The sequence below is a fragment of the Variovorax sp. dw_308 genome, from assembly GCF_019207085.1.
Lineage (GTDB): Bacteria > Pseudomonadota > Gammaproteobacteria > Burkholderiales > Burkholderiaceae_C > Variovorax.
The window spans coordinates 1-26,588 of sequence record NZ_JAATOM010000005.1; the positions used below are offsets into that span (position 1 = coordinate 1).

The following is a 26,588-nucleotide window of genomic DNA, read 5'->3' on the forward strand; positions in this document are numbered from 1 at the left end:
GAGGATGGTGTCGGTGTCGGCGAGGCGGGCCTTCTCCTGCTGGGCGGCGATGGCCTCGGCATCGCGCGTGGCCGGACGCGGGGTTTGCGCCGTGGCCCAGGGCATGCCGAGCAGTGCCGTGGCCACCATCGGTGCGGCCCACCAGGACCGGCGTTGTTCATGTTGTGTGCGATGCCGCGAATGTCTCGAGAACCAATTCATTGGACCCCCAGGCGCGATCTGCAGCCGCGCGCTCGCTACGCGCGCAGACGACGCCGCAGAAGTGCGCGCCTCTCAGACCTCGTCGGCAAAGTCTAGGAGGGGGTCGATGACACCGCTATTCGCAATAAGCCATACCGCATAAGGCTTAATCAATCGGGAGGAAATCACGGGTAACGCAGCCGGGAAGGGCTACGCCGGCACCGCATCCACGTTGGCCCGGTCCCAGTGCCGGTGCCTGGCAATCGCGGCGATGAAGGCCTGCCCCACTTCCTGCGCCGCCGTGTTGTCGCCGAGGTTGTTGACCGGCGTCGCGGCCACCACGACACCCGCAGGCGGCGCTTCCGTGTCGGGCCCGATGCCCAGCGAAGCCAGCAGCGCGACGCCTTCGCCCACCGTGCAGATCGCCTTGCAATGCTTGTAGGCCTCCAGCACGAAGTGCACCGCGTCGCCGTTGCGCGCCAGCGCGTCGGCGCCTTCCTTGCCGGCAGGTACCAGCACCGCGTCGAACATCACCGAGGGCATGTTGATGAAGGTCGCGTCGATGTCGATCTGCCGCTTCGATGCGCTCGTCACGCTGCCCAGCCGCGGGCCCACCACCTTGCATTGCGCGCCGGCATGCTCGATGGCTTCGCGGATCGGCTTCAGCGACGCGGAATCGACACCGTCGGCCACCAGGATCGCCACCTTGCGCGTGCGCACCGAGCCGTCGCCGGTGCCGGCCATGCTGAGTGCCGGCGATTCCTCGACGGCCATGTTGATCTTGAAGTCGCGATAGCCTGCGCGACCCGCCGCGGCCTTGGCGTCCGGGGCGCCGATGCCCAGCGGCTCGGCCACGCGACGTGCGAGCTTCTCGTCGACGTGCGCAAGGTTGTCCACCATGCGCTGGCGAATGGCCGGCACTTCCAGCTTGGAGAGCTCGAAGCGGAAGGCCGCGATGATGTGTTCCTTCTCGGGGGCGCTCTGGCTGTTGAAGAACAGGCGCGCCTGTGTGAAGTGGTCGTCGAATGACGGGCTGCGCCGGCGCACCTTGGGCGGGTCGATCTCTTCGGGGAAGGACTGGAAGCCCTTGCTGCCGCCATCGACACGGAACTCCTGGCCGTTGCCGAGCGAGTTGGGTTCGTACGCGACCTGCCCGCGCGCGATGGTCTGGCGGTGCATGCCGTCGCGCTGGAAGTTGTGGAAGGGGCACACGCCCTTGTTGATCGGCAGCTCGTGGAAGTTGGCGCCCCCCAGGCGCGAGATCTGCGTGTCGGTGTACGAGAACAGGCGGCCCTGCAGCAGCGGGTCGTTGGTGAAGTCGATGCCCGGCACCACGTGGCCCGGATGGAACGCGACCTGCTCGGTCTCCGCGAAGAAGTTGTCCGGGTTGCGGTTGAGCACCAGCTTGCCGATCTTCTGCACCGGCACCAGTTCCTCGGGGATGAGCTTGGTCGGGTCGAGCAGGTCGAAGCCGAGCGAATGTTCCTTGTCCTGCGGAATCATCTGCACGCCCAGTTCCCATTCGGGGAAGTCGCCGTTGTCGATGGCTTCCCACAGGTCGCGCCGATGGAAGTCCGCATCCTTGCCGGCGATCTTCTGCGCCTCGTCCCAGGCCAGGCCGTGGATGCCGAGCTTCGGCTTCCAGTGGAACTTGACGAAGTGCGACTCGCCGCTCGCATTGACGAAGCGGAAGGTGTGCACGCCAAAGCCTTCCATCATGCGCAGGCTGCGCGGGATGGCGCGGTCGCTCATGGCCCACATCAGCATGTGGGTGCTCTCCGGCATCAGTGAGGCGAAGTCCCAGAAGGTGTCGTGCGCGCTGGCGGCCTGCGGCATGGCATGGTGCGGCTCCGGCTTGACCGCATGGATCAGGTCGGGGAACTTCATCGCGTCCTGGATGAAGAACACCGGGATGTTGTTGCCCACCAGGTCGTAGTTGCCTTCGCGCGTGTAGAACTTGACCGAGAAGCCGCGCACGTCGCGCACCGTGTCGGCCGAACCTGCACCGCCGGCGACGGTCGAGAAACGCACGAAAACGGGCGTCTTCTGCTGCGGGTCCTGCAGGAAGTCGGCGCAGGTGAACTGCGACATCGACTTGTAGACCTGGAAGTAGCCATGCGCCGCCGAGCCGCGCGCATGCACCACGCGCTCCGGGATGCGCTCATGGTCGAAGTGCGTGATCTTCTCGCGCAGGATGAAGTCTTCCAGCAGCGTGGGGCCGCGCACGCCCGCTTTCAGCGAGTTGTGGTTGTCGGGGATCTGCAGGCCCTGGTTGGTGGTGAGCTGCGCCACGGGCTCTGCCGTATAGGCCGCGAGTTGCTCCTGCTTGCCATTGGCCGGATCGCTGGCGGAAGCGGAGGCCTTGGGGCGACGACCGCTGGCGGCCTTGTTTTGTGGCGTCATGAAGAACCTTCAGATTGGGAGAACGACGTGCCCCGCGGCACGAAGAAAAAAAAACGGATCAGCCGGCTTCGGCGTCGGAATCCAGGAACAGGTCGACGACGTTGACAAAGGCCACCGCGCCCACGAGTGCGGCCAGGAAGGCCACGACCCACACCAGCGCATCGTCCACCCACCCGCCACCCAGGCCATCCAGCAATGCAGAAAGCTCCATGAAATGCTCCCGTGGAGGTTGAACAATCGATCGGAAAGGATTCGCAAACCGCAGCAGCCCGGCGCGGTCTGCGAGCGAACAGCAATGTTCAAGGCAAGTGAGTCCATGCACCGTAGTGGGCCGGCGTCGCACCTTGTCAGCACGCCGAGGCGAAGCGGGTAGGAGAGGGCCGACGCGCACGCGCGGGCCGCCTACGCGAACTCGGGCGCAGTTGCCCCCGCACCGCGCCGCGCACCCGACTACGATGGGACGCATCCGGGGCCGGCATCAATCGTGCATGCGCCCTCCTGCACCACCTACACAGGGAAGCGTCATGCACATCCAGATCGGCTACGACATCGAGATCGGCGTCAGCGCGCCCACGGCATTGATCTACATGCTGCAGGTCCACCCCTCGCGCGAGGGCGACGTCATCGGCCACGAGAACATCACGCTCAGCCCGCCCCTGCGCACCGACCACTACCTCGACGCCTTCGACAACCACTGCGCGCGCGTGCAGGTGCCGCATGGCATCAACAGCGTGCGCCTGCGCAACCAGGCCGTGGTGTACGACACGGGCTGGGCCGATCCGGTCAACTATGGTGCGCAGCAGTGCGCTGAAGCGGATCTTCCGGTGCCCACGCTGATGTACGTGCTGCCCAGCCGTTATTGCGAGGTCGACAGCGAGTTGCTGCCTTTCGCCTGGAGCCAGTTCGGCAACACGATGCCCGGTTGGCACCGCGTGCAGGCCATCTGCGACTGGGTGCACAACCACCTGCAGTTCGACTACCAGCGCGCCCGCGCCACGCGCACGGCGCTGGACGGCTACCGCGAGGGCTACGGCGTGTGCCGCGACTTCACGCACCTCGCCATCACCCTGTGCCGCTGCATGAACATCCCGGCGCGCTACGTGACGGGCTACCTCGGCGACATCGGCGTGCCGCCGGTGCCCTATCCGATGGACTTCAGCGCCTGGTTCGAGGTGTGGCTCGGCGACCGCTGGTACACCTTCGACGCGCGCCACAACACGCCGCGCATCGGCCGCGTGGTGATCGCCCGCGGACGCGACGCGGCCGACGTGCCGATCACGATGGTGTTTGGGGCCAACACGCTGCAGCGCTTCGAGGTGACGACTGAGGAAGTGTTCCTGGAAATGGCTGCGTGACTCGGGCAGCAGCGTCGGCTTCTGCCGCACAAGCGACCAAGACCAGGAACATGCCGCATTCAGACGCTCGCGCTTGCATGAACGCGCGCGGGCAGTCCCGCGGCAAAGAGCTTTACGACGGACCTGGGCGTCAGGACATTGACTGACGCGCTGCCCGGAAGCGCCTGTGCCAGTGAATAACCCGTGAACGACCACTTGAACAGCCTTCCCCGGTTTTGCAGGAAGGCAACTCCGTCAACCTCGAAGATCGCTCCTTCGGGCAGATCACGCAGCGACGCTGTGTAGGTGACTTTTGCGCCACCTCGCGCAACGCGGTCCTCATGGAGACTTGCATCCACGTCCTTGATCGAAAAGGTCGTTGCCGCGTTCCCCGCGGCATGCGCCACGGACCATGCAGACTTGAAGGCATTGAATCGCTCGCGCTGACAGTAGGCGCATGGTCGGTGCCCCGCAGCGTAGGCGGTCGCTTCATCCAGGAAGAAAAGTTCCGAATACCGTCGGGGCTGGAACAGCGGCTTCCGGTCGATTGCCTTGAATGACGGATCACATGCAACCCAGGCTTTGCCTGTCCAGTGCTTGACGACCTTTCGTTCCGCGTCATGCAGGATGCCGCGGTTTCCCATCACGGTAGACACCCTCGCGGGGTGAACGTGCAACTGGCCCCAGGGATCAACACGGTTCTGAAGCGGCATATCCTGAACCCCAACAAGCAAGGCATGCGAACGCCGGACAGCGATCTGCTTGACCGCACGATCAGGCGCATTGCAATTTGCGCTCGCCAAGCCTGACCAGCACGGAACGGTTACGACAACAGTACACCGCGGGCATGCAAGACCGCAACCGTTTTCATCAACCAGCTACGCCAGCTCATTTCGCACGCCCCCCAATCCACAAGGCCCCGCCCCGTGGATTTCGTCCTCTACAGCCTGCGGTCGCTCGTCACTGCGAAGTAGAACCACTCGGTGCCGGCCGTGGCTTCCGGGTTCGGGAACACGATGAAGCCATCGCGGTCGGCCTTCAGCACGGCGCCGTCGGCGCGCATGCCGATGACTTCGCCGGCCGCCACCGGATCGAAAGTGGCCCATTCGCGGGCAAACTGGTCTTCATCGTCGAGGCGGTCGGTGACGCTGACCAGGCGCAGCAGCACCGGCGGCTCGCGCTCCGGCGCGGGCTCGGACACCATGCCAAGCAAGCGCAAGGCCGCGTGGATGGCCTGGTAGGCGACTTCGGGCGCGGCCGGGTCTTCATGCTGGCCGCATTCGAGCGTGACGCCGTAGCCGCCGCGGCTGCGCATGTATTCGTTGGTGCCCCAGCCGTAGGCCAGCGCCGCGACGTCGAGCGGCTCACCTGGGTTGCGCTGCTGCAGTCCGGCCGCGTAGATGTCGAGCCAGCCCTCGACCACGCGCGTCGTGCCCAGTTGCAATGCGAGCCGGCCTTCTTCCTCCGCGCGCGCGAAGGGCTCCAGCGTGCCGTCGTTGTTGCGCGGGCCGATCATCGCGAAGGCATCGCCCGCGCTCTGGAACGAATGCAGGTCGAGCAGCACGTCGTGCTGGTCCAGCAGGGGGCACAGCACGTCGGTGAGGCGGGCTTCGTAGTCGGCTGGCTCTTCGCCCTCGGGCGTGGGCTGGAAGAGGCGGTTGAGGTTGCGCTCGCCTTCGCGCCGCAGCAGCCGGCGCGCCAGCGGATTGGCCACCGGCACCATCGTCAGCGTGCCGCGCAGCAGTTGCACGCTGCCTTCATCCAGTTCCGCGCGCATGCGCTCGATGCCCACGGTGCCGCAGGTCTCGTCGCCATGCACGCCGCCCACCACGATGAGCCGCGGCCCCGGCTCGAGCGCGGCGAAGGCGTGGATGCGGATGGCGTCGGATTCGATAGTGGGTTCGGGCATGGGCGTGGACATCGCGAGGCATCCTACAACCGAGCGCCCGCGGCTCCTACCCCCCATTGCGGCGCGCCGTGGCACAAGCTCAATGCAACGAAGGAGCACACATGGCCACCCAGAGCAAGACAACCCGCGAACGCGGCAAGACGAAGATCGCGCAGGATGGCGAATCCGCCCCCAAGCTGCCGCATGAGCGCGACCAGTCGTCGGAGAGCCAGCAGAACGTCGACGGCGGCGCACCCGAGGTCGGGCGCCAGGCGCTGGAAGACATCGAGACCGGCAAGGTCGACACCGACCGCGGGCCGGTGACGGACCGGGTCTACAACGAGAAGGTCAAGCGGTAGGCAGGCGGCGCAACGACGGTCTGCATCAGCCTTTGGCCAACTCGCCCCGCATCGCCGCAATCACCCCTGCATAGTCCTTCGCCCCAAAGATCGCGCTGCCCGCCACGAAGGTGTCCGCACCCGCGCTGGCCACCCGCGCGATGTTGTCGGCCTTGATGCCGCCGTCGACTTCCAGCCGGATGTCGCGCCCCGCCTGGTCGATCAGCTTGCGCGCCTGCTCGATCTTGCGCAGCGCCGAATCGATGAAGCTCTGGCCGCCGAAGCCCGGGTTGACGCTCATGATCAGCACCAGGTCGATGTCGTCGATCGCGTATTCGAGGGCTTCCAGGCCCAGGCCCGGGTTGAACACCAGCCCGGCCTTGCAGCCGGCCGCCTTGATGGCCTGGATGCTGCGGTGCATGTGCGGCGACGCGTCGGGGTGGAAGCTGATGAAGTCAGCGCCCGCTTGCGCGAAGGCCGCGGCCAGCGCATCGACGGGCTGGATCATCAGGTGCACGTCGATGGGCACGGGCGTGCCGTCGGGCGTCATGGCGTGCGGCTTGAGCGCTTGGCAGACCATCGGGCCGAAGGTCAGGTTCGGCACGTAGTGGTTGTCCATCACGTCGAAATGGATCCAGTCGGCGCCGGCGGCCACGACGTTGCGGACTTCCTCGCCGAGCCGCGCGAAGTCGGCGGAGAGGATCGAGGGCGCGATGCGGTAGGTTTGGCTCATGGCCGCGATTGTCGCAAAGCCTTTTGCCTCCAGTCGATGGGGCTTTCGACTCGTCCCCACAAGGCACGGGTCGGGCGCAGCCCGGCGCCCTGGGCCCGGCAGCCTCGTCCGTTACCATGCGCCCCATGTCAACCCACCCGATCACCGTCGAGATCGAACCTCGCTACCTGTCCGAGCAGTCTTCGCCGGAAGAGAACATCTACACCTTCTCGTATGCCGTGACGGTCACCAACAACGGCCAGGTCGCCACGCAGCTGATCTCGCGGCACTGGTACTTCAGCGATTCCGCCGGCAACGTGCAGGAGGTGAAGGGCCTGGGGGTGATCGGCCAGCAACCGCTGATCGCGCCCGGCACCTCGTTCCGGTATTCCAGCGGTTGCCGGCTCAAGACGCCGAGTGGCACCATGCACGGCAGTTTTTTCATGGTGTCGGAACACGGCGACCGCTTCGATGCCCCGATCGCGATGGTCATGCTGGAAGCCGACTTCGGCGGCAGGCCTGTGTCGCGCGTGCTGCACTAGCAGGCCCGGTCTCTTTCCGCACCCGTCGCCTCGCGCGACTACATGGTTCCCGTTGTTGATTCACGCATGTCCTCCTTCATCAACGAATTGACGAATTTCTGGGCCGACTGGGTCCGACCTTCCGCCGGTTTGCCGACGGTGCTGTGGTCGCTGCTGATCGCGGTGACCGCGGCGGCGGGCCATCTGGTGCAGCGCTACATCGGCATGCCGAAGGTGGTGGGCTACTCGATGGTCGGCACGCTGGTCGGGCTGGCCGGCTTCGAGGGCGCGGTATGGCCGCTGCAGGGCGTGGGGCTGTTCATGGTCGAGCTGGGCGTGGCCATCGTGCTGTTCGAGGCCGGCGGCCGCCTGCCGCTGCGCTGGTTCCGCCACAACCCGATGGTGCTGGTGCAGAGCGTGATCGAGTCCACGTTGACCTATTTCGCCGTCTACTGGGTGCTGGTCTGGCTCGACGTGCCGGGCCCGGTGGCCAATGCGCTGGCGCTGATGGCCATCGTGGCCTCGCCCGCCGTGCTCTCGCGCGTTGTCATGGACACGCGCGCCTCCGGCCCGGTGACCGACCGCGCGCTGACGCTCTCCACGCTCAACACCTTCTATGCCGTCACGCTGGGCTATGCGCAGGCCGGGCTGATCGAGCGCGCCCCCAGCGCCATCACCGAGCGCATCTATCCGGTGCTGGTGGTGCTGGGCATGTCCTTCGCCATGGGCGCGGCCGTGGCGCTGGCCATGCGCACGGCCTTGCGCGTGATGAGCCCGACCAGCGAGAACACCTCGATCCTGATGCTGGCGCTGATCGCCGCCGGCACGGCCGTGTCGGCGCACATGGGCGGCTCCGCGCCGCTGGCCGCGCTCATCGGCGGCATCATGCTCAAGCAGCTCAATCCGCGCCCGTGGTCGTGGCCGAGCCAGCTGGGGACCGCAGCCTCGCTGCTGACGATGCTGATGTTCGTGCTGGTGTCGATCGTGGCGGCGCAAGCCGACTGGAACCTGCCGGTGGCCGGCCTGGTGCTGGCGCTGATCGCGGCGCGCGGCGTGGCCAAGGTGGTCGGCGTCTCGCTGGGCAATCCGGGCAGCGGCACGAACTGGAAGCAGGCCCTCTGGGTGGGCGGTGCGATGGCGCCGCTGTCGTCCATCGCGCTGCTGATTGCATCGAACTTCGTCACCGCATCGCCGCTGCTCGGCGTGCTGATCACGCAGACCGCGCTGCCGACGATTCTGCTCATGGAAGTCTCCGGCGCGGTGATCGTCACCATCGCCATCCACCTGGCCGGCGAAAGCTCCGTGCCCTGGACGCCCGAGGCCTTCAGCACCACGGAGGACAACCAGTCGTGAGCATCAAGCAGAACATGTCCACCGTGATGCCGATGTCGCGCGTCGTGCCGCTGGAACCGTTCAACAAGTCGGAGGCCTTGTCGCTGGGCGTCGAGCTCGAGTTGCAACTGGTCAACACCCACGACTACGACCTCGCGCCCTATGCCGAGGACATGCTGCGCCTGATGGCGCACACGCCGCTGCCCGGCAGCGTGGTGCCGGAGATGACCTCGAGCATGATCGAGATCTCGACCGACATCTGCCACTCGGCCAAGGACGTGATCGCGCAGCTCACGCCGATCCGCGATGCGCTGGTCAAGAGCGCCGACAAGCTCAACATTGCCGTGGTTGGCGGCGGTACGCATGCGTTCCAGCAGTGGCACGAGCGCCGCATCTACGACAAGCCGCGGTTTCGGGAGCTGTCCGAGCTGTACGGCTACCTGAGCAAGCAGTTCACCATCTTCGGCCAGCACGTCCACATCGGCTGCCCCGATGCCGATTCGGCGCTGCTGATGCTGCACCGCATGTCGCGCTACATACCGCATTTCATCGCGCTGTCGGCTTCCTCGCCCTTCGTGCAGGGGCAGGACACGCAGTTCGACTCGGCGCGGCTCAACTCGGTGTTCGCCTTTCCGCTGTCGGGCCGGGCTCCCTTCGCGCTGACCTGGAAGGAATTCGAGGCCTACTTCGAGCGCATGACGCGGACCGGCGTGGTGCGCAGCATGAAGGACTTCTACTGGGACATCCGGCCCAAGCCGGAATTCGGCACCATCGAGATCCGCGTGTTCGACACCCCGCTCACGGTGGAGCGCGCGGCCGACCTGGCGGGCTACGTGCAGTCGCTCGCGGCATGGTTCCTGCAGGAGCAACCCTTCACGCCGACCGAGGACGACTACCTCGTCTACACCTACAACCGCTTCCAGGCCTGCCGCTTCGGACTCGACGCGGTGTACGTGGACCCGGCCAGCGGCGAGCACATGCCGCTGCGCGAACATATCCTCATGACCATGACGCAGCTCGAATGGCACAGCGAGGCCCTGAACGCGACCGAATCGCTGGCGCGCCTGCGCCGCGACGTCGATGCCGGCCAGAACGATGCGCGCTGGTTGCGCGAGCGGCAGGGCAAGGAACGCCTGCTGGCCGAGGTGGTCCGGCAGGGCGCGTTGCGCTTCCGTGGCGCCGTGTGATACATGGGCGAATTCGACCTCATCGCCAAGTACTTCACCCGGCCGGTGAAGCGCGCGGCGCTGGGCGTCGGCGACGACTGCGCGCTGCTGGCGACCGCGCCCGGCATGCAACTGGCCGTGTCGTCCGACATGCTGGTGGAGGGCCGTCACTTCCTCTCGACCGTCGAGCCCGCGCGCCTGGGCCACAAGGCGCTGGCGGTGAACCTCAGCGACCTGGCCGCCTGCGGCGCGATGCCGCTGGCTTTCACGCTGGCGCTGTCGATGCCGACGGCGGACGAAGCCTGGCTGGCGGGCTTCTCGCGCGGGCTGCTGGCGCTGGCCGATGAACACGGTTGCGAACTCATCGGCGGCGATACCACGCGCGGGCCGCTCAACATCTGCATCACCGTGTTCGGCGAGGTGCCGGCCGGCGCGGCCTTGCTGCGCTCTGGCGCGCGGGCCGGCGACGACATCTGGGTCAGCGGCACGCTGGGCGATGCGCGGCTGGCGCTGGAGGCATTCCGCGGCACGCTGTCGCTGCCAGCGCCGATGCTCAAGCATGCGCGCCTGCGCATGGAACAGCCGACCCCGCGCGTGGCGCTGGGCCTGGCGCTGCGGGGCGTGGCCACGGCGGCGATCGACGTCAGCGACGGGCTGCTCGGCGACCTGGTTCATATCCTGCTGGCCAGCCGCGTCGGCGCCCGCATCGACGCCGATGCCGCCACGGACCTGGTCGCGGCCCGGCGCATGCCGTCCCACGCGGAATCCGGCCTCGCGCTGGAGACCCTGCGCACCTGCGCGCTCTCCGGCGGCGACGACTACGAACTGGCCTTCACCGCGCGGCCCGACGCACGCGACGCCGTCGAGCAGGCAGGCCGCGCGAGCCACACTGCCGTCACCCGCATCGGCACGGTGGAGCCCACGCCGGGCATCCGCGTGGTGGATGCCCATGGCGCGCCGTTGGCGCAGCGCTTCGCGGGCTTCGATCACTTCGGGTGAGTGGGCTGCGGGCTTCGCGATTCGCGCAGAGCTGCGCCAGGCGGGGAAGCGGCGACGCGCCCCGAATCAGGTCTGCAGTGCCAAGCGTTCCCACGCCTGACGGGCTGTGACGATCGGAATGCCTTCGTAGCTGACGAGCGGCAGCAGGTCGCGCTGATCGCCCGAGGCGATGAGGTCTGCGGCGCCGGCCAGCGCCGCGGCCAGCACCTGGTCGTCGTCCGGGTCGGTGGGCACCACGCGCGGTACGCTGATGGGGGCGACCACGTGGGCCAGCAGTCGCAGGTCGGCGATGATGCTCTCGGGCGTTTGGCCGGCCAGCCGATTGAAGAACTTTGCGCGCCCGAGCACGCGTTGCAGCTCGGCCAGCAGGGCTTCGCTGGTACATAGCTCGAACTCTCCCGCTCGCGCGGCATCCAGCAGTTGACGCGGCAGGCCGGAGGAGATGACGCCCGAGACAATCAGGTTGGTGTCGATGACAAAACGCATCGATGCGGCGCCGTTCAAGCGCCTTCGCGGCGGGTCTGGCGATCGGCCTGGACCTCGGCCTCGATCTCATCCTCGGACAGCGGCGGCAAGCCCAGGGCGTCTATCTTGGCGAAAGTGTCGCCCAGGCGTGCAGCAGCGGCAGTGCGTTCTTCGCGGGCGGCGAGGAACTCGACAAAGTCCACCACCTCGGCCACGCGGCCGGGCGGCAACTTCTTCAGGCGTTCGATCAAGCGGGATTCAAGGGCGGTCATGGTTCGTTCCTATATACGCACCAGCGCTGCTGGGTTGCTGCCGAGGTTGTACCGCAGGTTTGGTCAAACCCGCACAACCCTGTGACGCAGTCACCTTGGCGAAGCCCCGCAACGGGCTTGGCGCCGAGCCCTGTCACCCCTGCCGCGCAAACACCCCCCGCAGCGGCGACACGAGCCATATCGTGAGTTGCAACCCGAGCGCGAGGCTCGCCATGAAAGCCAGGATGCCGCCCATCGTATGGATCGGCTCCATCGGCGCCAGCGGCAGCACCCACATGCCGACCAGGCAGGACACCATCCAGGACATCAGTACCAACAGGCTGACGACGACGGAGAACGGCACCCCATCGAGGCCCAGCGCCACGAGGCCGTTGGCGAGCGAGCCGCTGTCGGGGTCCGCATCGCCGTCGCCATGCAGTTGCGTGGGAACACCCAGCCGTGCATCCCCGAACCCGACGATGCCGAGCATGCCCAATAGCCAGTAGATCAGCACGACACCGAGCAGCGCGGTGAAAATCGCGGTCGGATAGCTCCCCACGGCCGCCACGAAGCTGCCTTCCATACCCACTCCCTGTATTTGTTGTTCCGGACCCGGACTGACCCGTGACCCGCGCCGCGGATTGTGCAGGACGCATTGCCGCCTACATGGTCAAAATGCGCAACCCGAGTCTCATTGGACGCCCGCCGGACCGATCACCCTCCTTTCCAGAAATGACCGACCCCCATCCACCGGAAATCTCCCACGGCATGCGCGCACCGCCGCTTCGCATGGCGATGCGACGGCCGACCTTGCGCTTCATGGCGTCGCACCCGGCGCACTGGATCGCGCTCGGCTTCGGCTCCGGCCTGCCGCGCATCGCGCCCGGCACCTTCGGCACCTTGTGGGCCTGGGCCGTCTACCTGCTGATGCAGCGCTGGCTGGGCGAGGCCGCCATCGGCTGGGTCATCCTGGCCTCGCTGCCCATCGGCTGGTGGGCCTGCACCGTGACGGCCCGGCACATGAACATCGCCGACCCCGGCAGCATCGTGTGGGACGAGGTGGTCGCGTTCTGGATCATCCTGTGGGTGGTGATGCCCACCGGCTTCATCGGACAGCTCGTCGCCTTCGTGCTGTTCCGCGTCTTCGATGCAGCCAAGCCCGGCCCAGTGGCCTGGGCGGACGGTCTGTTCAAGCAGGGCGGCGCGGCCGAGCCCAACTGGTGGCGCGCCGGCTTCGGCATCATCCTGGACGACCTGGTGGCGGCCTTCTGCACCTTGCTGGTGATCGCGGCGGTGCGCGCATGGTGAGCCGCACCGAAGAACTGCTGCCGCGGCTGGCCGAGCTCATGGTGGCCCGGGGCCTGATGCTGGCCACTGCGGAAAGCTGCACCGGCGGCCTGATCGCCGGCGCCTGCACCGACCTCTCGGGCTCCTCCGCCTGGTTCGAGCGCGGCCTCGTCTGCTATTCCAACGACGCCAAGATCGAGTTGCTCGGCGTCGACCTGGCGCTCATCGTCGCGCATGGCGCGGTCAGCGAGCCGGTGGCCGGCGCGATGGCCGCCGGCGCGGTGGCGCGCTCCCATGCACAGGTGTCGGTCGCGGTCACCGGCGTCGCCGGGCCGACCGGTGGCACCGAGGCCAAGCCGGTGGGCACCGTCTGGTTCGGCTGGTCGGTGGACGGCATCGTGCGGACCGAACGGCGCCTGTTCGACGGCGGCCGCGCGGCGATCCGCGCAGCCACGGTGCAGCACGCCATCGAGACCCTGGTGGCGCTGCTGCAATCCCCACGTTGACCCTGTAAAGGAGCCCTGCCCCATGTCACGCAACGAGGAAACCATCCGCCGCTTCTACGACGCTTTCGCAAAGCTCGATGCCGACACCATGGCCGCCTGCTATGCGCCCGACGCCGTGTTCAACGACGAGGTGTTCTCGCTGAACGGCGCGCGCGAGATCGGCGGCATGTGGAAGATGCTGTGCAGCGCCACCCGGGCCAAGGGCGCGCAGGTGTGGCGCCTCACGTACCGCGACGTGGCCGCCGATGGCAACACCGGCCGCGCGCACTGGGACGCGCATTACCTGTTCAGCGCCACCGGCCGCACGGTGGACAACAGCATCGACGCCCGCATGAGCTTCACGCCCGACGGCAGGATCGCCACGCACACCGACAGCTTCGCGTTCTGGACCTGGGCGCGCCAGGCGCTCGGCTTGCCCGGCCTGCTGATGGGCTGGTCGCCGATGCTGCGCAACAAGGTGCGCGCGACCGCCGCGGCCAACCTCGCCCTGTTCCAGGCGCGCGGCGGCTGACCGATTCCACTCCAAAGGCATGACCATGACCGACATCGCGATCAAGAACGACACCGCCCAGCACCGCTACGAGGCCACGATCGAGGGCGCGCTGGCGGGCTACTGCGAATACAACCTGCTGCGCGAAGCCATCATGTTCACCCACACCGAGGTGCTGGAGGCTTTCGAGGGCAAGGGCGTGGGCTCGGCCATCGCGCGCCACGTGCTCGACGATGCGCGGGCGCAGGGCCTGCATGTGATCCCGGTGTGCCAGTTCATCGCCGGCTACATCCGCAAGCATCCCGACTATGCCGACCTGGTGCGCGCGGACATGCGCAGGGCTTTCAAGATCTGAATGCGAGATCGGGATCGGACTTGACCGTACGCGAAGGGCGCGAAGGTACGCGAAGGACGCGAAAAATTCAAAAAAAATCTCTTCGGGGTTTCTTTCGCGTCCTTCGCGAAACCTTCGCGTCCTTCGCGTACGGCCAAGTCCGAATTCGACGGCCGTTGATCCAATACCGCCCTGCTCAAGCCGCCGGGCGGCTGCGATAGAGGCTCGCATGCGCCAGCGAGTAGTCCTCCAGCGGCCCAAGCCGAATGTCCTCCGCCCGAGGCATCGTCGGCTGCAGGTACACGAACGCCTCGACAGATTCGCCGTCCTCGTCACCGCGCTTCACGACCCCGATGCGCAGCCGCCGATAGCCATCCGGCTCGGTGATGCGCTCAAGCGCATCCATGCGCGCCAGCGCGCCTTCATCCACCTCGAACAACTGCCCCGCCACCCGATGCCCCTGGCCCGGCAGATCGATCATCCAGGGCGAATGCCGCTCGCCCACCAGGTACAGCGGATAACTCTCCACCGTGACGAACTCGCCGGCAATGCGCCGACCCTCGTTGGTCGCGAAATTCGGGAATCCCTGCTTCAGCGTGCCGAACACGAAGACACGCGCCACGCCTCAACCCGCCCCGTGGCACTTCTTGTACTTCTTCCCACTCCCGCAGGGACACGGATCGTTGCGCCCCGGCGTCGGCTCCTTGCGGATGGTCTCCACGCGCGGGCCCATGCTTTTCCAGAGCTGGCGCAGGTCGTACACCGCCCAGATCGCGGCACCGAAATCGTCCAGGCGCTGCTGGCTCAGGCTGGGCGGGGCGGTCTCGCTGAACATCGAGATGGTGGGCGCGGCCTTGTCGTCCTCGGTGAGTTCGACGATGCAGTCCAGCGCGTCGTCGAGCATGCCGGCGGCTTCCTTGTCGCGCGGCGCGGCCCAGTCCTTGGGCCAGTTCTCGACCGCGTACATGAAGCCGAGCGCCCACACCTGCGCAAAGGAAGGGATCGCCTCGCCGGCCGATTCGGCGCGTTCCTCCTCGGGCAGCGAGGCCAGGGCGCCGCGCACATCCAGCACCTCGGGCTGGTAGGTGCGCTCGTCATCGAGCGATTCGACCGGCGCGTCCAGGCCTTGCTCGATCTCCTGCCAGCGCCGCTTCCAGTGCCAGACGAATTCCATGTACTTGGCCGGTTTGAATTCGTCGCCGAGCAGCACGGGCCAGTACTCATCGGGCGGAATCGGGCGGCGCGAGCAGATCAGCGCCGCCATGAAGCCCTCGCAGAATTCCCACTGCGGAACCTCGTCGTCGGCCTCGCGCATGAGGTCGAGTTCGCGGTCCAGCACGTCGAAATCGTCGGGGGTGAGCGGCGCCGCCGTGGCGCCGGTGGAGGGGGTGTCGTTGCTGGTAGTCATGGTGGCGCAAAAAAGAGCCCTCTATGATGCAACACGCGTCGACCGGCCGAGGCCATCATTGCAATTCCCATGACATCTCCGATACCGACCCGATACACCGCCTTCGCGCTGTGTGTCCTCGGCCTGCTGGCCAGCCTGGCATGCCTGCTGCTGTGGCCGTGGCTCTGGCGCGGCTGGATCGGAACGGCGGCCTTCGCCGCCCTCACCGCCACCGGCGTGCACGACGTGCGGCAGACGCGCCACGCCATCCTGCGCAATTACCCCGTCATCGGTCATTTGCGCTTCCTGTTCGAATACGTCCGGCCCGAGGTGCGGCAGTACTTCATCGAGAGCGACGCCGAGGCCATGCCTTTTTCGCGCGCGCAGCGCTCGCTGGTGTACCAGCGCGCCAAGGGCGACCCGGACAACAGGCCCTTCGGCACGCAGCTCAACGTGACCATCGCGGGCTACGAGTGGATCAACCATTCGATGCGGCCGACCAAACTCGCGAACCACGACTTCCGCATCACCATCGGCGCCGACTGCGCGCAGCCCTACAGCGCCAGCGTGTTCAACATCTCGGCGATGAGCTTCGGCGCGCTGTCGGCAAACGCGATCATGGCGCTGAACCAGGGCGCGAAGATGGGCGGCTTCGCCCACGACACCGGCGAAGGCTCCATCTCGCGGCACCATCGCGTGCACGGCGGCGACCTGATCTGGGAGATCGGCTCCGGCTACTTCGGCTGCCGCAACGAGGACGGCAGCTTCAGCGAGGAGCGCTTCATCAAGGCCGCCGCCGACCCGCAGGTGCGCATGATCGAGATCAAGCTCAGCCAGGGCGCCAAGCCGGGCCACGGCGGCGTGCTGCCCGGCCCCAAGGTCACGGCCGAGATCGCGGCGGCGCGCGGCGTGCCGATCGGCGTGGACTGCATCTCGCCTTCGTCGCACAGCGCCTTCACCACGCCGCTGGAAATGATGCGGTTCATCGCGCGGCTGCGCGAACTGTCGGGCGGCAAGCCGACCGGCTTCAAGTTCTGCCTGGGCCATCCGTGGGAATGGTTCGGCATCGTCAAGGCGATGCAGCAGAGCGGCATCACGCCGGACTTCATCGTGGTCGACGGGGCCGAGGGCGGCACCGGCGCCGCACCCGTGGAGTTCACCGACCACGTCGGCGCGCCGCTGCAGGAGGGCCTGCTGCTGGTGCACAACACGCTGGTGGGCGTGAACCTGCGCGAGCGCATCAAGCTCGGCTGCGCCGGCAAGGTGATCTCGGCCTTCGACGTGGCCCGCATGATGGCGCTCGGCGCCGACTGGTGCAACGCGGCGCGCGGCTTCATGATGTCGCTGGGCTGCATCCAGGCGCAGACCTGCCATACCGGCCATTGCCCGACCGGCGTCACCACGCAGGACCCGCAGCGGCAGAAGGCGCTGGTGGTGGACACCAAGGCCGACCGCGTGCGCAACTTCCATCGCAGCACGCTGCATGCGCTGCAGGAACTGGTGCAGGCCGCCGGGCTCGACCATCCGCAGCAGATCACCGCGCACCACATCGTGCGGCGCATCTCCGACACCGAGGTGCGACTGCTGTCGAACCTCATCATGCAGGTGCAGCCGGGCGCCCTGCTCGGCCCGCTGGACAACCAGCACAACGTCTTCCGCACCTATTGGCCGCTGGCCAGCGCCGACAGCTTCCAGCCGCGGATGAACACGGCCCGCCTGCCGGTCGTCGACAGCGCGCAGGAGATGGCGCCCGCCGCCGCGGCCTGAAAGTTGCCTGCGTCCTGATCCAATGATGAATCCGCTGCGAAGCCGCGCCAACCGAATCCAGGCCCGCAAGGGCAACGCCTCCGCGCCCGCGCCGCTCGACGCATTGGCGCCGCCGCCGGCCGGCGACTACGCCGCCTTCCTGGCGGCCACGCTGCCGCGGCAGGCCAGCGGCGTATCCCGGCACCGCTTCGGCACGCAGCGCGTGTGGCTGAAGAAGGCCGGCCCGCGCCATGCCATGTGGCGCTATCACCTGCTCGCCGCCGTCGCGAAGGCGTTCCGGCTCGACGTGCTCACGCCGGTGCCCAACCCGGGCGGCGAGGCGGCCATCGAGATCGAGGCGCGCCGACTGGGTGCGCTCGGTGAATTGGGCCTGCGCGTGCCCACCGTGCTGGCGCGCCAGGCCGGCGGCGTGCTGATCTCCGACCTGGGCGAGGGCAACCTGGCGCCCATCGTGCTGAACGAGCGGCTCGACCAGGCCGCCGCGGTGGGCCCCGTCGCGTTGCTGAAGGTGTGGCGCGAAGGGCTCGATGCCATCGCGCTGGTGCATGCGCGCGGCGCCTACCTGAGCCAAGCCTTTGCACGCAACCTGATGTACTGCCCCGACGGCACCATCGGCTACATCGACTTCGAGGACGACCCCGGCGAATCGCTGGCGCTGGCCGAATGCCAGGTGCGTGACTGGCTCAGCTACCTGCACTCCACGGCGGCGCTGCTGCATGCGGCCTCCCCGCACGGCGCCGGGGGCCAGTGGCATGCCGTACTGGCCGACGCCAGCGACGAAGTGCGCGAACGCCTCGCCATTGCCGCGCGACGCATGCGCTGGCTGCGCCACCTGCCCGCCAACCGGCGCTGGGGCCGCGACACCCAGCGCGTGCGCGCCGTGGCCCGTCTCATGTCGCGCTGGTATTCCCCCAACTTCGATCCGACCACCACGATGTCGGCGCCGCTGTCCAAGCGATAGCGGCAGCGGCTACGACACCTCCACGCCCAGCGCCGCCAGACGCTTGCGCAGCGCCAGCACCAGCCTGTCCTTGCTGCGCAGCGGCGCGCGGTGCGCCACGGCCAGGTCGATGAACATCTGGTCGTCCGGATCCTTGCAGACCACACTGGCACGCGGCGCGGGCTCCACGCGTTGCGCGAGGCGGTCGAAGTCGGCCAGGACGGCATCTGGCGTGCGCCGGTAGTACGCGAGCCGAGGCACGATCTGCGGATAGCCCAGCACCCGCGCCAGTTCGTCGCGCATCGCGGGCGTCGCGAGCCAGCGCAGTTCGCCGGCATCGAGCGCGGCCTGCAGCGGCTCGCTGGCCGGGTCGCCGAAGACCAGCAGATCGAGCGCGATGTTGGTGTCGATGACGATGGTCATTCGATGGGCTTGGCGCGAAGGACCTTCAGGCGGCCGGCTTGGCGCGCGCCGACCCGGCCACCATGCTGAACTTGAACAGCCGGCACTCGATCGGCCCATTCCACATCGGCACGCGGCGCGATTCCTTCAGCCGCATGCGCTGCGGCAGCTTGAGGTCGGGCGTCAGCACCCAGGCGGTCCAGCCGGCGTAGTTCTTCTTCCAGTGCGTGGCCAGTTGCGAGAAGAACTCGCCGCCATCCTCGGTCGCCGCCTGCTCGCGTGCGCCGATGCGCGCCACGCCACCGACTTCGATGCGCTCGCCATACGGCGGGTTGAGCACGATCACGCCACCCTCGGCCGGCGGCATGCGCTGCAATGCATCGCCGCCACGGAACTCGATCGCATCCGCCACCCCGGCGCGCTCCGCATTCCTCTCGGCGAAGTCGACCATCCGGTGCGACACGTCGCTGCCGAACACCGTCACGGCGCCCGCCCCATCCGGCGCGGCCACTTCGCTCCTGACAGAACTCCAGACGTGCGCCTGGAACGGCAGCAGCTTCTCGAAGCCGAAGCGCCGCAGCGACCCGGCCGGAATGCCGCGCGCGATCTGCGCCGCCTCGATGGCGATGGTTCCGCTGCCGCAGCACGGGTCGTACAGCGCTGCACCGGACACCGCCCCCGTCTCCGGGTTCCACCACCCGCTCGCGGCCAGCATGGCGGCGGCCAGCGTTTCCTTCAGCGGCGCGTCGCCCTTGTCCTGGCGCCAGCCGCGCTTGAACAGGGGCTCGCCGCTGGTGTCGATGTAGAGCGTGCAGGCATCGGTGGTGAGGTGGGCGAACACGCGCACGTCGGGCCACTGGGTCTCGATGCTCGGGCGCACGCCGTTGGCCTTGGCGCGGAAGCGGTCGGCGATCGCGTCCTTGATGCGCAGCGTCGCGAAGTTCAGGCTCTGGAGCGGACTGTGCTGCGCCGTGGTCTCGATCTTGAAGGTCTGCTTCGGCGTGAACCAGATCTCCCAGGCCACGCCGCTGGCGATGCCGTAGAGGTCGTTCTCGTTGCGGTACGGCGCATGGGCCAGTTCGACCAGCACGCGCTGCGCCAGGCGGCTGTGCAGGTTGAGCAGCATCGCGTCGCGCCAGCCGGCACGCACGCGCACGCCGCCGCGCAGGGTGAGCAGGTCTTCGCCGACGCGGCCGGTCAGCGCATGGACCTCCTGCGCCAGGAAGTCTTCCACGCCGGCGGCGCAGGGCAGGAATAGGGATAGATCGTTCACGCTGCCATTGTCGCCCCCGGCGCAAGTCAGACAGAAGGTGTAGCGCGCATGGGGGCCCGGGCCGGGGTGCGGGGCCCTCTATAGTCCCTGCTTTCTCCCATGAGTTCCACGTCCGCGCCCGACAACGCCGCGCCGCCGGCTTCACGCTTCGCCGTGCAGTGCGAGGTGCTGCGCCTGAGCGCGCAACCCACCGGTCCGGCGCTGGTCGTGCAGTTCCTGCTGGACTGCGGCGTGGCCATGCTGTTCGCCTGGCAATACGCATTCACGCCCGCGATGATGTGGCTGGCGCTGGTCGGCTTCACGACGGCGGTGCGTGGCTTCTTCCCGCAGCATCCGCCGACCCCGCTCACGCCGGAGAACCTGCCGGGCGCGCTGCGGGTCCACACCTGGCGCATCGCGATGCACGAGGCCGCGCACGGCGCCGCCGGCGTGCTGCTGTTCAACCCCAGGGAGCCGGTGGAGCAACTGTTGCTTGCCACCGTCATCATGGCCATGACGCTGTCGTCGGCGTTCTCGGTGTCGTACTACACGCCGGCGATGCGGCTGGCCATCACGCTGCTGCTGGCGCCCCTCATCGCGATGGGGCTGATCTTCGGCTCCCCGGTGATGCGCACGGCGTCATTGCTCGGCGTGGGCCTGATGGTGATGGTGTGGAAGCTGGTCACCGACCGCTCGCGCCACCTGGAAGAAAACATCATGCGGCGCCATGAGGAGAGCACGCTGCGCGAGCAGGCCCAGACCGGGCTGCGCGAATCGGAGCATGCGCAGGCCGAGCGGCTGCGCTTCTTCTCCGCCGCCAACCATGACCTGCGCCAGCCGGTCATGGCGATCGGCCTGCAGGCCGAGGTGCTGCGCCAGCAACTCGAGACCGACACGCCCAAGCACGTCGTGGCGCAGACCGTGATCGCCCTGTCCCAGGCGCAGCAGGCGCTGGAGGGACTGACCAACCAGCTCCTCGAGATCGGCCGCATCGAGGCCGCGGCCGACCCGCTCAAGCCCGGCCCGATCGCACTCGGCCCGATGCTGCGCGAACTGGCCCGCCACTCCACGCGCGTGCGGGTGCGCTGCCCCGCCAGCGCGCTGGCCTGGACCGACGCCGTGGCGCTGCGCCGCGTGCTCGGCAACCTGACCGACAACGCCCTCAAGTTCGCGCCGCAGGGCCGCGTGCTGCTGGCGGTGCGGCGCGGCCGCACTGCTGCGACGTGGCGCGTGGAAGTGCGCGACAACGGCATCGGCATCGCGCCGGACATGCAGCAGCGCGTGTTCGGCGACTTCGAGCAGATCGGCAACGTGGAGCGCAACCTGCAGCGCGGGCACGGGCTGGGCCTGGCCATCGTGCGCCGGCTGGCCGATCGGCTGGGCTTCGTGGTCACGCTGCGCTCGGCGCCGGGGCGTGGATCGGTTTTCGGCTTCGATCTGGAAGCGGCGCCGGCCGACCTGGTGCTGCCAGAGGCCATCGGCACCGAAACCAACGCCGCCCACATGCTGCCGCTGCGCCCCGGCATGGCGGTGCTGGTGGTGGAAGACAACACCGTGGTGGCCGACAGCATCGCGGCGCTGCTGCGCCACTGGAAAGCCGAGCCGCGCGTGTATGCCAATGCGTCCGAGGCGCTGGCGCTGGCCGACCTGGACGCGATCGACGTGGCGCTGTGCGACATCCGGCTGCCGGGGGACCTGGATGGGGTGGCCCTGGCGGACCTCCTGCAGACCCAGCGGCCGGATCTGACGATTGCGCTGGTGTCGGCGGATATCGAGCCGGTGACGCAGCGGTTGGCGCGGCAGCGGGGGTGGCATGCGTTGCGCAAGCCGGTGCAGGCGGGGGAGTTGCGGGCGGTGTTGGCGGCGGCGCAGGCGTGAGGGGCTACGGCGACTTGGCGTAGGTCATGCCGTCGGCCCATATGTCCCGGATCTTTTCTAGCAAGTCCTTCGGGATTCGCTGGTCGCTGGTCGCCTGATCCAGCGTCTTCTGCATCCCCTGGGCGACGCGCGCGAGAACGAGTTCGGGCTTCGCGACGCCGCAGACCTTGCTGCCGAAGCGCAGCAACTCCTCCGTCGTCGGGTAAGCCTTCGTGTGGCCCTTGCCGGCGAAGAGCTTGAGCGCCAGGGTACGGTCCTCGAGCTCGGGCCCGCCTGCATAGCGCGTGTAGCGGTAGATCGCGGTGGTCACCACGTCGAACATCGGCGCCAGGCGGCAATCCGACGTCGAGGTGTAGAGCAGGCCGTAGTTCTTGAGGTGGCCATCCCCGTTGCGCACCATGATGCTGAGCGCCACCTGCTCGAAGAAGCGCGCCAGGTTTTCACTGGGCAGCTGGAGGTACTGCATCAGCTCGGCGATGCGCTGGTAGCTCCCGTGGTACTTCCGGTCGGACTGGATGTCGCGCACCCGAAGATTCATCAGCGCGGCGATGTCCTCGAAACCGATCCGGGAGCCGTCCGCCGCGATGTCGAACCGGTCCACGAGCAGCAGTTGCCCGTCGTCCGAGAGGTCGAAGGTAGGCGTCTCGATCCCGGCGTGGCCCGCGGCCGACAGGCACATGAACTCGTTCGCCGCAAGGCCCGGATAGGACGGTGCGGCGGCCTTCACGATGATCGTGGGCACTGGAACGGTCACCCGATCCGGCACCATGACCTTCGGCTGCATGCCGGCAATGCCGGCGCCCGTGCGCAGGTAGGCCCGCACCAGTTCGTCGAACACCTCGGGCGTGTAGCGGGTGGCGAGCAGCGTCTTGCGGTCGATGACATGTGGCGCCGCTGGCGGCTCCATCCCCGCCAGCCGAAAGCCCAGCCGCCCGATGCCGTTGGACCCGATCACTGCGAGCAGGTGCATCGGCGTGAGTTGCTGCTTGGGAAACATCGCCCGCAGACGCAGGTACAGGTCACCCTCCGGAAGGTTCTGATCCATGACCGCGAAGAAGTCGCGGTCATGGTACGTCGGACGGGTCGGCGGCATGAGCAGCGCGACTGCGGGCTGCTCCGCCCGGATGTCGAGATAGCGGAACTCGTAGACCGAGTGCTTGAGCAACTGTCCGGCTGGAACGTCGGCGATCTCGACTTCGAGCTGCCTGATCTTTTCAGGAAGCATCGTCGTCATCCTCATGACCGAAGCGTTCGGTGACTTCCTCCAGCGTCGGCATGCCCAGGCGCTCCAGGCGGATCGTCAGGTCCATGGCGCGGAGGATGTCGAAGAGGGAGGCGAGGGTGATGTCTTCCCCTCGCTCCAGGCGGTAGATTACGTTGCGCGCGCGGCCGGAGCGCGATGCAATGTCGGTTGCTTTGAGGCGGCCCTCCTTGCGCGCACGGTGGATTGCCTGGCCTAGCTCGATCGGGAGTCGGATTTTGTCCTTCATGCGGCACATTTTCAAGACAAAGTGCCGGGCAAGTCCATCAAGAAGGACACCAAGGGCTACGATAACCGTCGCTGTTGCAAAATTGAATGCATTCCACAAAAATGACTTCATCGATTGCACCAATGAAAGGGTGAATGCAAATGCCTGTCATCACCGTACGAAACCTGCCCGACGAAGTGCACCGCGCGCTCCGCGTGCGCGCCGCCACGCACGGTCGTAGCACCGAAGCCGAAATCCGCGACATCCTCGAAGCGGCCGTCAAACCCGAAGGGCGAGTCAAGCTGGGCTCCTTGCTGGCCGATATTGGCCGCGAGCTTGGCGGAATCGATCTCGAGATCCAACGGGACAAGACGCCTGCGCAACCCCTGGCATTTGAATGATCCTGCTCGATACGAATGTCATTTCCGAGCCCATGCGCGTGCCTGACGGCAACGTCGTGGCCTGGATCGACGCGCAGCCAATCGAAACGCTCTACCTGGCTGCGATCACTGTCGCTGAGCTGCGCTTCGGCGTCGCAGCGATGCCTGCAGGGAAGAGGCGGGATGCCTTGCACGATCGCCTCGAAACGCGCGTGCTGCCTCTGTTCACGGGGCGCGTCCTCCCATTCGACTTGGCCGCGTCGCAGGCCTATGCCGAACTAATGGCGCGAGCGCGGGCCGCTGGCTTGGCAATTGGCGCGTCGGACGGTTACATCGCAGGGATTGCAAGCGCCAACGGATTTGCGGTAGCCACGCGCGACACCAGCCCCTTCGAGGCAGCGGGGTTGACGGTCATCAACCCCTGGGAAGGGTAGTCAGGGCGAACGCCGGGGCGCGCGAACTCTTGTCGGATTTCCTAGACGCCAGGTTCCAACTCCAAGCCTGTTTGTCGCAAAATTTCGAGCAACAGGGCCCTCTTGTCGTGAATTTCAGCATCGATGTGACGAGCGCCCAGTCCAGCTACCCCCTCAAGCCACCTTCGTCGCGTCCCGCTGTGCCACGTGCACCCAGTCCACCACGTCGCCATCGGGCCGGTAGCCGTCCACCATCTGCTTGAGCAGGACGCGGATCTGCGGCACGTCGTTCACGTTCATGGCCACTTCCAGCGCCTTCAGCCGCTCCTCCAACTCGTCCCAGGCCAGGAAGTCCTCGTGGGCTTTCATGATGCGGGAGTGATTGGTTGGCAAGGGGTTGTCGCCGATCAGCAGCTCCTCGTAGAGCTTCTCTCCGGGGCGCAGGCCGGTGATGCGGATGGCGATGTCGCCATCGGGGTTGGCCGTGTCGGCCACCGTCCGGCCCGACAGCTCGACCATGCGGCGGGCCAGGTCGACGATCTTCACCGGATCGCCCATGTCCAGTACGAACACGTCGCCGCCATGCGCCATGGCGCCGGCCTGGATCACCAGTTGGGCCGCTTCCGGAATCGTCATGAAGAACCGGGTGATCCCCGGATGCGTCAGCGTGATCGGGCCGCCTTCCGCGATCTGGCGGCGGAACAACGGCACCACCGAGCCCGACGAGCCCAGCACGTTGCCGAATCGCACCATGCAGAAGCGCGTGCTGCCCGCCGCACGTGACGTGCGCTGCGCCAGCGCCTGCAGCACCATCTCCGCCACGCGCTTGCTGGTGCCCATGACGTTGGTCGGGCGGACCGCCTTGTCGGTGCTCACCAGCACGAAGTCGTTGACGCCGGCGTCGATGGCCGCGCGCGCCGTCACCAGCGTGCCATACACGTTGTTCTTCACCCCCTCGGCGGCGTTATGCTCCACCAGCGGTACGTGCTTGTAGGCCGCGGCGTGGTAGACCGTATTCGGACGCCAGGTCTCCATGATCTCCCGCATGCGCGAGGCTTCGCCCACGGAGGCCAGCAGCGGCATGACGCGCACGGCGGTGGCTGGTTGCCTGGCCAGCAATTCGCGCAACTCGCCATCGATGGAATACAGCGCAAATTCGCTGCGCTCCACCAGCAGCAACACGTCGGGCGCGAGCTTGACGATCTGGCGGCACAGCTCGCTGCCGATCGACCCCCCGGCGCCGGTCACCAACACCACCTTGCCGCGGATGTTCTTGCCCAGCAGGATGTGGTTGGGCGGCACCGGGTCGCGGCCCAGCAAGTCGTCGATGTCGAGCTCGCGCAGGTCGCTGGTCTGCACGCGGCCGTGCGCCATGTCCGCCAGGCCAGGCAGCGTGCGCACTGCAACTTGCGCGTCGAGCGCAGTCGCCAGGATCTGGTTGCGGCGCTTGCGCGGCGCCGAGGGCATGGCCAGCAGCACGGTGCTGACCTTCAGGGTGCGAACGCGCTCGGCCAGGAAGCGCGGGCTGTGAACCGTCAAGCCCTGCACCATGCCACCTTGCAGGCGGCGGTCGTCATCCAGAAAGCCGACGACGTGCATGTCGGGGCTCTGCCGCATGGCTTCGGCAAGCTGTTGGCCCGCGGAGCCAGCGCCGTAGATCAACGCGGCCGGAAGCGTGTTGCGGGCGATCTGGCCTTGGTAAGCGCCTCCAAGCCAATAGCGCGCCACAGCGCGCGACGCGGTGATGGCCACCAGCAGCAGCGGCGGCTGCAGAAGGCCGATCGTGCGCGGCACGCCATCGATGCCGATTACTGTGAATGCCACTGCATACAGCAAGGCGTAGATCAGGCAGGCCTGCCACATCGCCGCTACGGCGGCATTGCCGCCGTAGCGAAAGATCGCCCGGTACAGCCCAAAGGTCACAAACAAGGGCAAGGCCAGCACCAGCGAGCCCAGCACCGCCACCCAGTGCATGGCAGAAAGGTGCACCCAGGTGTCAAGGCGGAGCGACAACGCCATCCACACCGTGAGCACGCATAGCGACGCGTCGGCAGCCAAGGCAACGACGCGCTTGGCGGCGCGCGGCAAACCCAACACGAAACCGGACGATCTTCGCAGCGGGCGCCAGTCCAGAACAGGCCCCACCAGGCCCACCAGCGAGATGCCCAGGCTGTCGGCAAACAGATCGGCCCACTCAGCCTCACGCGTGGGAGTGAACGACTGAAGAACCTCGATCAACCCGCCAAATGCAACCAGGCCGACCAGGACCCCGCGCCAGTTCCGGCGATACGCCAGGCGGCCGAGCAGCGCCAGCACCACGAAGGCGAGCATGTGATTGGACTTGTCCCACCCGGTCGTCGGAATCTCCGCCGGCACCACGGGCAGCAACGACAGCACCAGGACGACCAGGCCAGTCGCCCAGAACGCATAGCGCTTGAACTTGTCCGGAACCGCTCCCGCGCTCATGCGGCAGCCTCAGACTTGTCGGCGTCGG

General features: G+C 67.5%; 30 protein-coding genes. 15 read left to right on the plus strand and 15 right to left on the minus strand.

The features are described 5' to 3' along the window. Positions 1 to 390: 390 nt before the first annotated feature. Together katE and HCU76_RS12055 are read right to left on the minus strand one after the other, a co-directional pair. Complete coding sequence (katE, locus tag HCU76_RS12050; protein ID WP_218509404.1) at positions 391 to 2,583, minus strand: catalase HPII; 2,193 nt, start codon at positions 2,581 to 2,583, stop codon at positions 391 to 393. A 58-nt stretch (positions 2,584 to 2,641) separates the two neighbouring features. Continuing rightward, the gene (locus tag HCU76_RS12055; RefSeq protein WP_213955994.1) at positions 2,642 to 2,794 is read right to left on the minus strand and encodes a hypothetical protein; all 153 of its coding nucleotides are present in this window, start codon (positions 2,792 to 2,794) and stop codon (positions 2,642 to 2,644) included. Positions 2,795 to 3,107: 313 nt separating this feature from the next. Here HCU76_RS12055 and HCU76_RS12060 point away from each other — a divergent pair, with 313 nt between their 5' ends. Beyond that, on the plus strand, positions 3,108 to 3,938 hold the full coding sequence (locus HCU76_RS12060; protein WP_213955995.1) for a transglutaminase family protein: 831 nt from the start codon (positions 3,108 to 3,110) through the stop codon (positions 3,936 to 3,938). 59 nt (positions 3,939 to 3,997) lie between these two features. Here the strand turns inward: HCU76_RS12060 and HCU76_RS12065 are convergent, their stop codons facing one another. Together HCU76_RS12065 and HCU76_RS12070 are read right to left on the minus strand one after the other, a co-directional pair. Continuing rightward, the gene (locus tag HCU76_RS12065) at positions 3,998 to 4,564 is read right to left on the minus strand and encodes a hypothetical protein (RefSeq protein ID WP_213955996.1); all 567 of its coding nucleotides are present in this window, start codon (positions 4,562 to 4,564) and stop codon (positions 3,998 to 4,000) included. 293 nt (positions 4,565 to 4,857) lie between these two features. Next, positions 4,858 to 5,838: a succinylglutamate desuccinylase/aspartoacylase family protein gene (locus HCU76_RS12070; protein WP_213955997.1), complete on the minus strand. Its 981-nt coding sequence runs from the start codon at positions 5,836 to 5,838 to the stop codon at positions 4,858 to 4,860. An 89-nt stretch (positions 5,839 to 5,927) separates the two neighbouring features. Here HCU76_RS12070 and HCU76_RS12075 point away from each other — a divergent pair, with 89 nt between their 5' ends. After that, positions 5,928 to 6,164, plus strand: a complete 237-nt coding sequence (locus HCU76_RS12075) for a hypothetical protein (protein WP_256354149.1) — start codon at positions 5,928 to 5,930, stop codon at positions 6,162 to 6,164. A gap of 25 nt (positions 6,165 to 6,189) precedes the next feature. On the opposite strand, the gene rpe is transcribed toward HCU76_RS12075, so the two are convergent. Further along, on the minus strand, positions 6,190 to 6,876 hold the full coding sequence (gene rpe / locus HCU76_RS12080; RefSeq protein ID WP_213955998.1) for a ribulose-phosphate 3-epimerase: 687 nt from the start codon (positions 6,874 to 6,876) through the stop codon (positions 6,190 to 6,192). Positions 6,877 to 7,001: 125 nt separating this feature from the next. On the opposite strand from rpe, the gene apaG reads away from it, so the two are divergent. The 4 genes from apaG (at position 7,002) to thiL (ending at position 10,873) form a co-directional block, all read left to right on the plus strand. Then, complete coding sequence (gene apaG / locus HCU76_RS12085; protein ID WP_213955999.1) at positions 7,002 to 7,397, plus strand: Co2+/Mg2+ efflux protein ApaG; 396 nt, start codon at positions 7,002 to 7,004, stop codon at positions 7,395 to 7,397. Between the two features lie 66 nt (positions 7,398 to 7,463). Continuing rightward, positions 7,464 to 8,729: a cation:proton antiporter gene (locus tag HCU76_RS12090; RefSeq protein ID WP_218628241.1), complete on the plus strand. Its 1,266-nt coding sequence runs from the start codon at positions 7,464 to 7,466 to the stop codon at positions 8,727 to 8,729. Positions 8,730 to 8,773: 44 nt separating this feature from the next. Beyond that, positions 8,774 to 9,895, plus strand: coding sequence for a YbdK family carboxylate-amine ligase (locus tag HCU76_RS12095; protein ID WP_218509686.1), 1,122 nt, complete (start codon positions 8,774 to 8,776; stop codon positions 9,893 to 9,895). A 3-nt stretch (positions 9,896 to 9,898) separates the two neighbouring features. Continuing rightward, on the plus strand, positions 9,899 to 10,873 hold the full coding sequence (gene thiL, locus HCU76_RS12100) for a thiamine-phosphate kinase (protein ID WP_218509405.1): 975 nt from the start codon (positions 9,899 to 9,901) through the stop codon (positions 10,871 to 10,873). A 66-nt stretch (positions 10,874 to 10,939) separates the two neighbouring features. Here the strand turns inward: thiL and HCU76_RS12105 are convergent, their stop codons facing one another. The 3 genes from HCU76_RS12105 to HCU76_RS12115 form a co-directional block, all read right to left on the minus strand. Further along, complete coding sequence (locus HCU76_RS12105) at positions 10,940 to 11,377, minus strand: putative toxin-antitoxin system toxin component, PIN family (RefSeq protein ID WP_213956001.1); 438 nt, start codon at positions 11,375 to 11,377, stop codon at positions 10,940 to 10,942. Then, positions 11,374 to 11,610: a DUF2281 domain-containing protein gene (locus tag HCU76_RS12110; RefSeq protein ID WP_213956002.1), complete on the minus strand. Its 237-nt coding sequence runs from the start codon at positions 11,608 to 11,610 to the stop codon at positions 11,374 to 11,376. The genes HCU76_RS12105 and HCU76_RS12110 overlap by 4 nt, the downstream gene beginning before the upstream one ends. A gap of 133 nt (positions 11,611 to 11,743) precedes the next feature. After that, on the minus strand, positions 11,744 to 12,172 hold the full coding sequence (locus HCU76_RS12115; RefSeq protein WP_218509406.1) for a hypothetical protein: 429 nt from the start codon (positions 12,170 to 12,172) through the stop codon (positions 11,744 to 11,746). 212 nt (positions 12,173 to 12,384) lie between these two features. Between HCU76_RS12115 and HCU76_RS12120 the strand changes: the two genes are divergently transcribed. Genes HCU76_RS12120 through HCU76_RS12135 form a run of 4 tightly spaced genes read left to right on the plus strand, consistent with a single transcriptional unit; the run spans position 12,385 to position 14,227 of the window. Next, positions 12,385 to 12,897 (plus strand): phosphatidylglycerophosphatase A, encoded by a 513-nt coding sequence (locus HCU76_RS12120; protein WP_218509687.1) that lies wholly within the window; start codon positions 12,385 to 12,387, stop codon positions 12,895 to 12,897. After that, positions 12,891 to 13,382 carry a CinA family protein gene (locus tag HCU76_RS12125; protein ID WP_218509407.1) on the plus strand — a complete coding sequence of 164 codons (492 nt, stop codon included), beginning with the start codon at positions 12,891 to 12,893 and terminating at the stop codon, positions 13,380 to 13,382. Before HCU76_RS12120 ends, HCU76_RS12125 begins: the two co-directional genes overlap by 7 nt. A gap of 22 nt (positions 13,383 to 13,404) precedes the next feature. Then, entirely contained in the window at positions 13,405 to 13,893 is a 489-nt protein-coding gene (locus HCU76_RS12130) for a nuclear transport factor 2 family protein (RefSeq protein ID WP_218509408.1), read from the plus strand. 25 nt (positions 13,894 to 13,918) lie between these two features. Continuing rightward, complete coding sequence (locus tag HCU76_RS12135) at positions 13,919 to 14,227, plus strand: GNAT family N-acetyltransferase (protein WP_371319803.1); 309 nt, start codon at positions 13,919 to 13,921, stop codon at positions 14,225 to 14,227. Positions 14,228 to 14,402: 175 nt separating this feature from the next. Here the strand turns inward: HCU76_RS12135 and HCU76_RS12140 are convergent, their stop codons facing one another. Continuing rightward, positions 14,403 to 14,813: a gamma-glutamylcyclotransferase family protein gene (locus HCU76_RS12140; protein WP_218509409.1), complete on the minus strand. Its 411-nt coding sequence runs from the start codon at positions 14,811 to 14,813 to the stop codon at positions 14,403 to 14,405. An 18-nt stretch (positions 14,814 to 14,831) separates the two neighbouring features. Then, a complete protein-coding gene (locus HCU76_RS12145; RefSeq protein ID WP_218509410.1) occupies positions 14,832 to 15,614 on the minus strand; it encodes a YecA family protein in 783 nt (260 codons plus the stop codon). Between the two features lie 69 nt (positions 15,615 to 15,683). On the opposite strand from HCU76_RS12145, the gene HCU76_RS12150 reads away from it, so the two are divergent. Both HCU76_RS12150 and HCU76_RS12155 read left to right on the plus strand, forming a co-directional pair. Further along, positions 15,684 to 17,360 carry an FMN-binding glutamate synthase family protein gene (locus HCU76_RS12150; RefSeq protein ID WP_218509411.1) on the plus strand — a complete coding sequence of 559 codons (1,677 nt, stop codon included), beginning with the start codon at positions 15,684 to 15,686 and terminating at the stop codon, positions 17,358 to 17,360. Positions 17,361 to 17,382: 22 nt separating this feature from the next. Continuing rightward, positions 17,383 to 18,321 (plus strand): hypothetical protein, encoded by a 939-nt coding sequence (locus HCU76_RS12155; RefSeq protein WP_256354150.1) that lies wholly within the window; start codon positions 17,383 to 17,385, stop codon positions 18,319 to 18,321. Between the two features lie 9 nt (positions 18,322 to 18,330). On the opposite strand, the gene HCU76_RS12160 is transcribed toward HCU76_RS12155, so the two are convergent. Continuing rightward, entirely contained in the window at positions 18,331 to 18,723 is a 393-nt protein-coding gene (locus HCU76_RS12160) for a putative toxin-antitoxin system toxin component, PIN family (protein WP_218509412.1), read from the minus strand. A 25-nt stretch (positions 18,724 to 18,748) separates the two neighbouring features. Next, positions 18,749 to 19,975 (minus strand): class I SAM-dependent RNA methyltransferase, encoded by a 1,227-nt coding sequence (locus tag HCU76_RS12165; protein ID WP_218509413.1) that lies wholly within the window; start codon positions 19,973 to 19,975, stop codon positions 18,749 to 18,751. A gap of 99 nt (positions 19,976 to 20,074) precedes the next feature. On the opposite strand from HCU76_RS12165, the gene HCU76_RS12170 reads away from it, so the two are divergent. Next, positions 20,075 to 21,832 (plus strand): hybrid sensor histidine kinase/response regulator, encoded by a 1,758-nt coding sequence (locus HCU76_RS12170; RefSeq protein ID WP_218509414.1) that lies wholly within the window; start codon positions 20,075 to 20,077, stop codon positions 21,830 to 21,832. Positions 21,833 to 21,836: 4 nt separating this feature from the next. Here HCU76_RS12170 and HCU76_RS12175 read toward each other — a convergent pair whose 3' ends face one another. Next, positions 21,837 to 23,057, minus strand: coding sequence for a type II toxin-antitoxin system HipA family toxin (locus tag HCU76_RS12175; RefSeq protein WP_218509415.1), 1,221 nt, complete (start codon positions 23,055 to 23,057; stop codon positions 21,837 to 21,839). Beyond that, complete coding sequence (locus HCU76_RS12180) at positions 23,047 to 23,433, minus strand: helix-turn-helix transcriptional regulator (protein ID WP_256354151.1); 387 nt, start codon at positions 23,431 to 23,433, stop codon at positions 23,047 to 23,049. The genes HCU76_RS12175 and HCU76_RS12180 overlap by 11 nt, the downstream gene beginning before the upstream one ends. A 29-nt stretch (positions 23,434 to 23,462) precedes the next feature. Between HCU76_RS12180 and HCU76_RS12185 the strand changes: the two genes are divergently transcribed. Both HCU76_RS12185 and HCU76_RS12190 read left to right on the plus strand, forming a co-directional pair. Beyond that, positions 23,463 to 23,702 (plus strand): Arc family DNA-binding protein, encoded by a 240-nt coding sequence (locus tag HCU76_RS12185; RefSeq protein WP_218509416.1) that lies wholly within the window; start codon positions 23,463 to 23,465, stop codon positions 23,700 to 23,702. Beyond that, positions 23,699 to 24,115 (plus strand): type II toxin-antitoxin system VapC family toxin, encoded by a 417-nt coding sequence (locus HCU76_RS12190; RefSeq protein WP_218509417.1) that lies wholly within the window; start codon positions 23,699 to 23,701, stop codon positions 24,113 to 24,115. Before HCU76_RS12185 ends, HCU76_RS12190 begins: the two co-directional genes overlap by 4 nt. A gap of 153 nt (positions 24,116 to 24,268) precedes the next feature. Here the strand turns inward: HCU76_RS12190 and HCU76_RS12195 are convergent, their stop codons facing one another. After that, on the minus strand, positions 24,269 to 26,560 hold the full coding sequence (locus HCU76_RS12195; protein WP_218509418.1) for a VanZ family protein: 2,292 nt from the start codon (positions 26,558 to 26,560) through the stop codon (positions 24,269 to 24,271). Between the last annotated feature and the right edge of the window lie 28 nt (positions 26,561 to 26,588).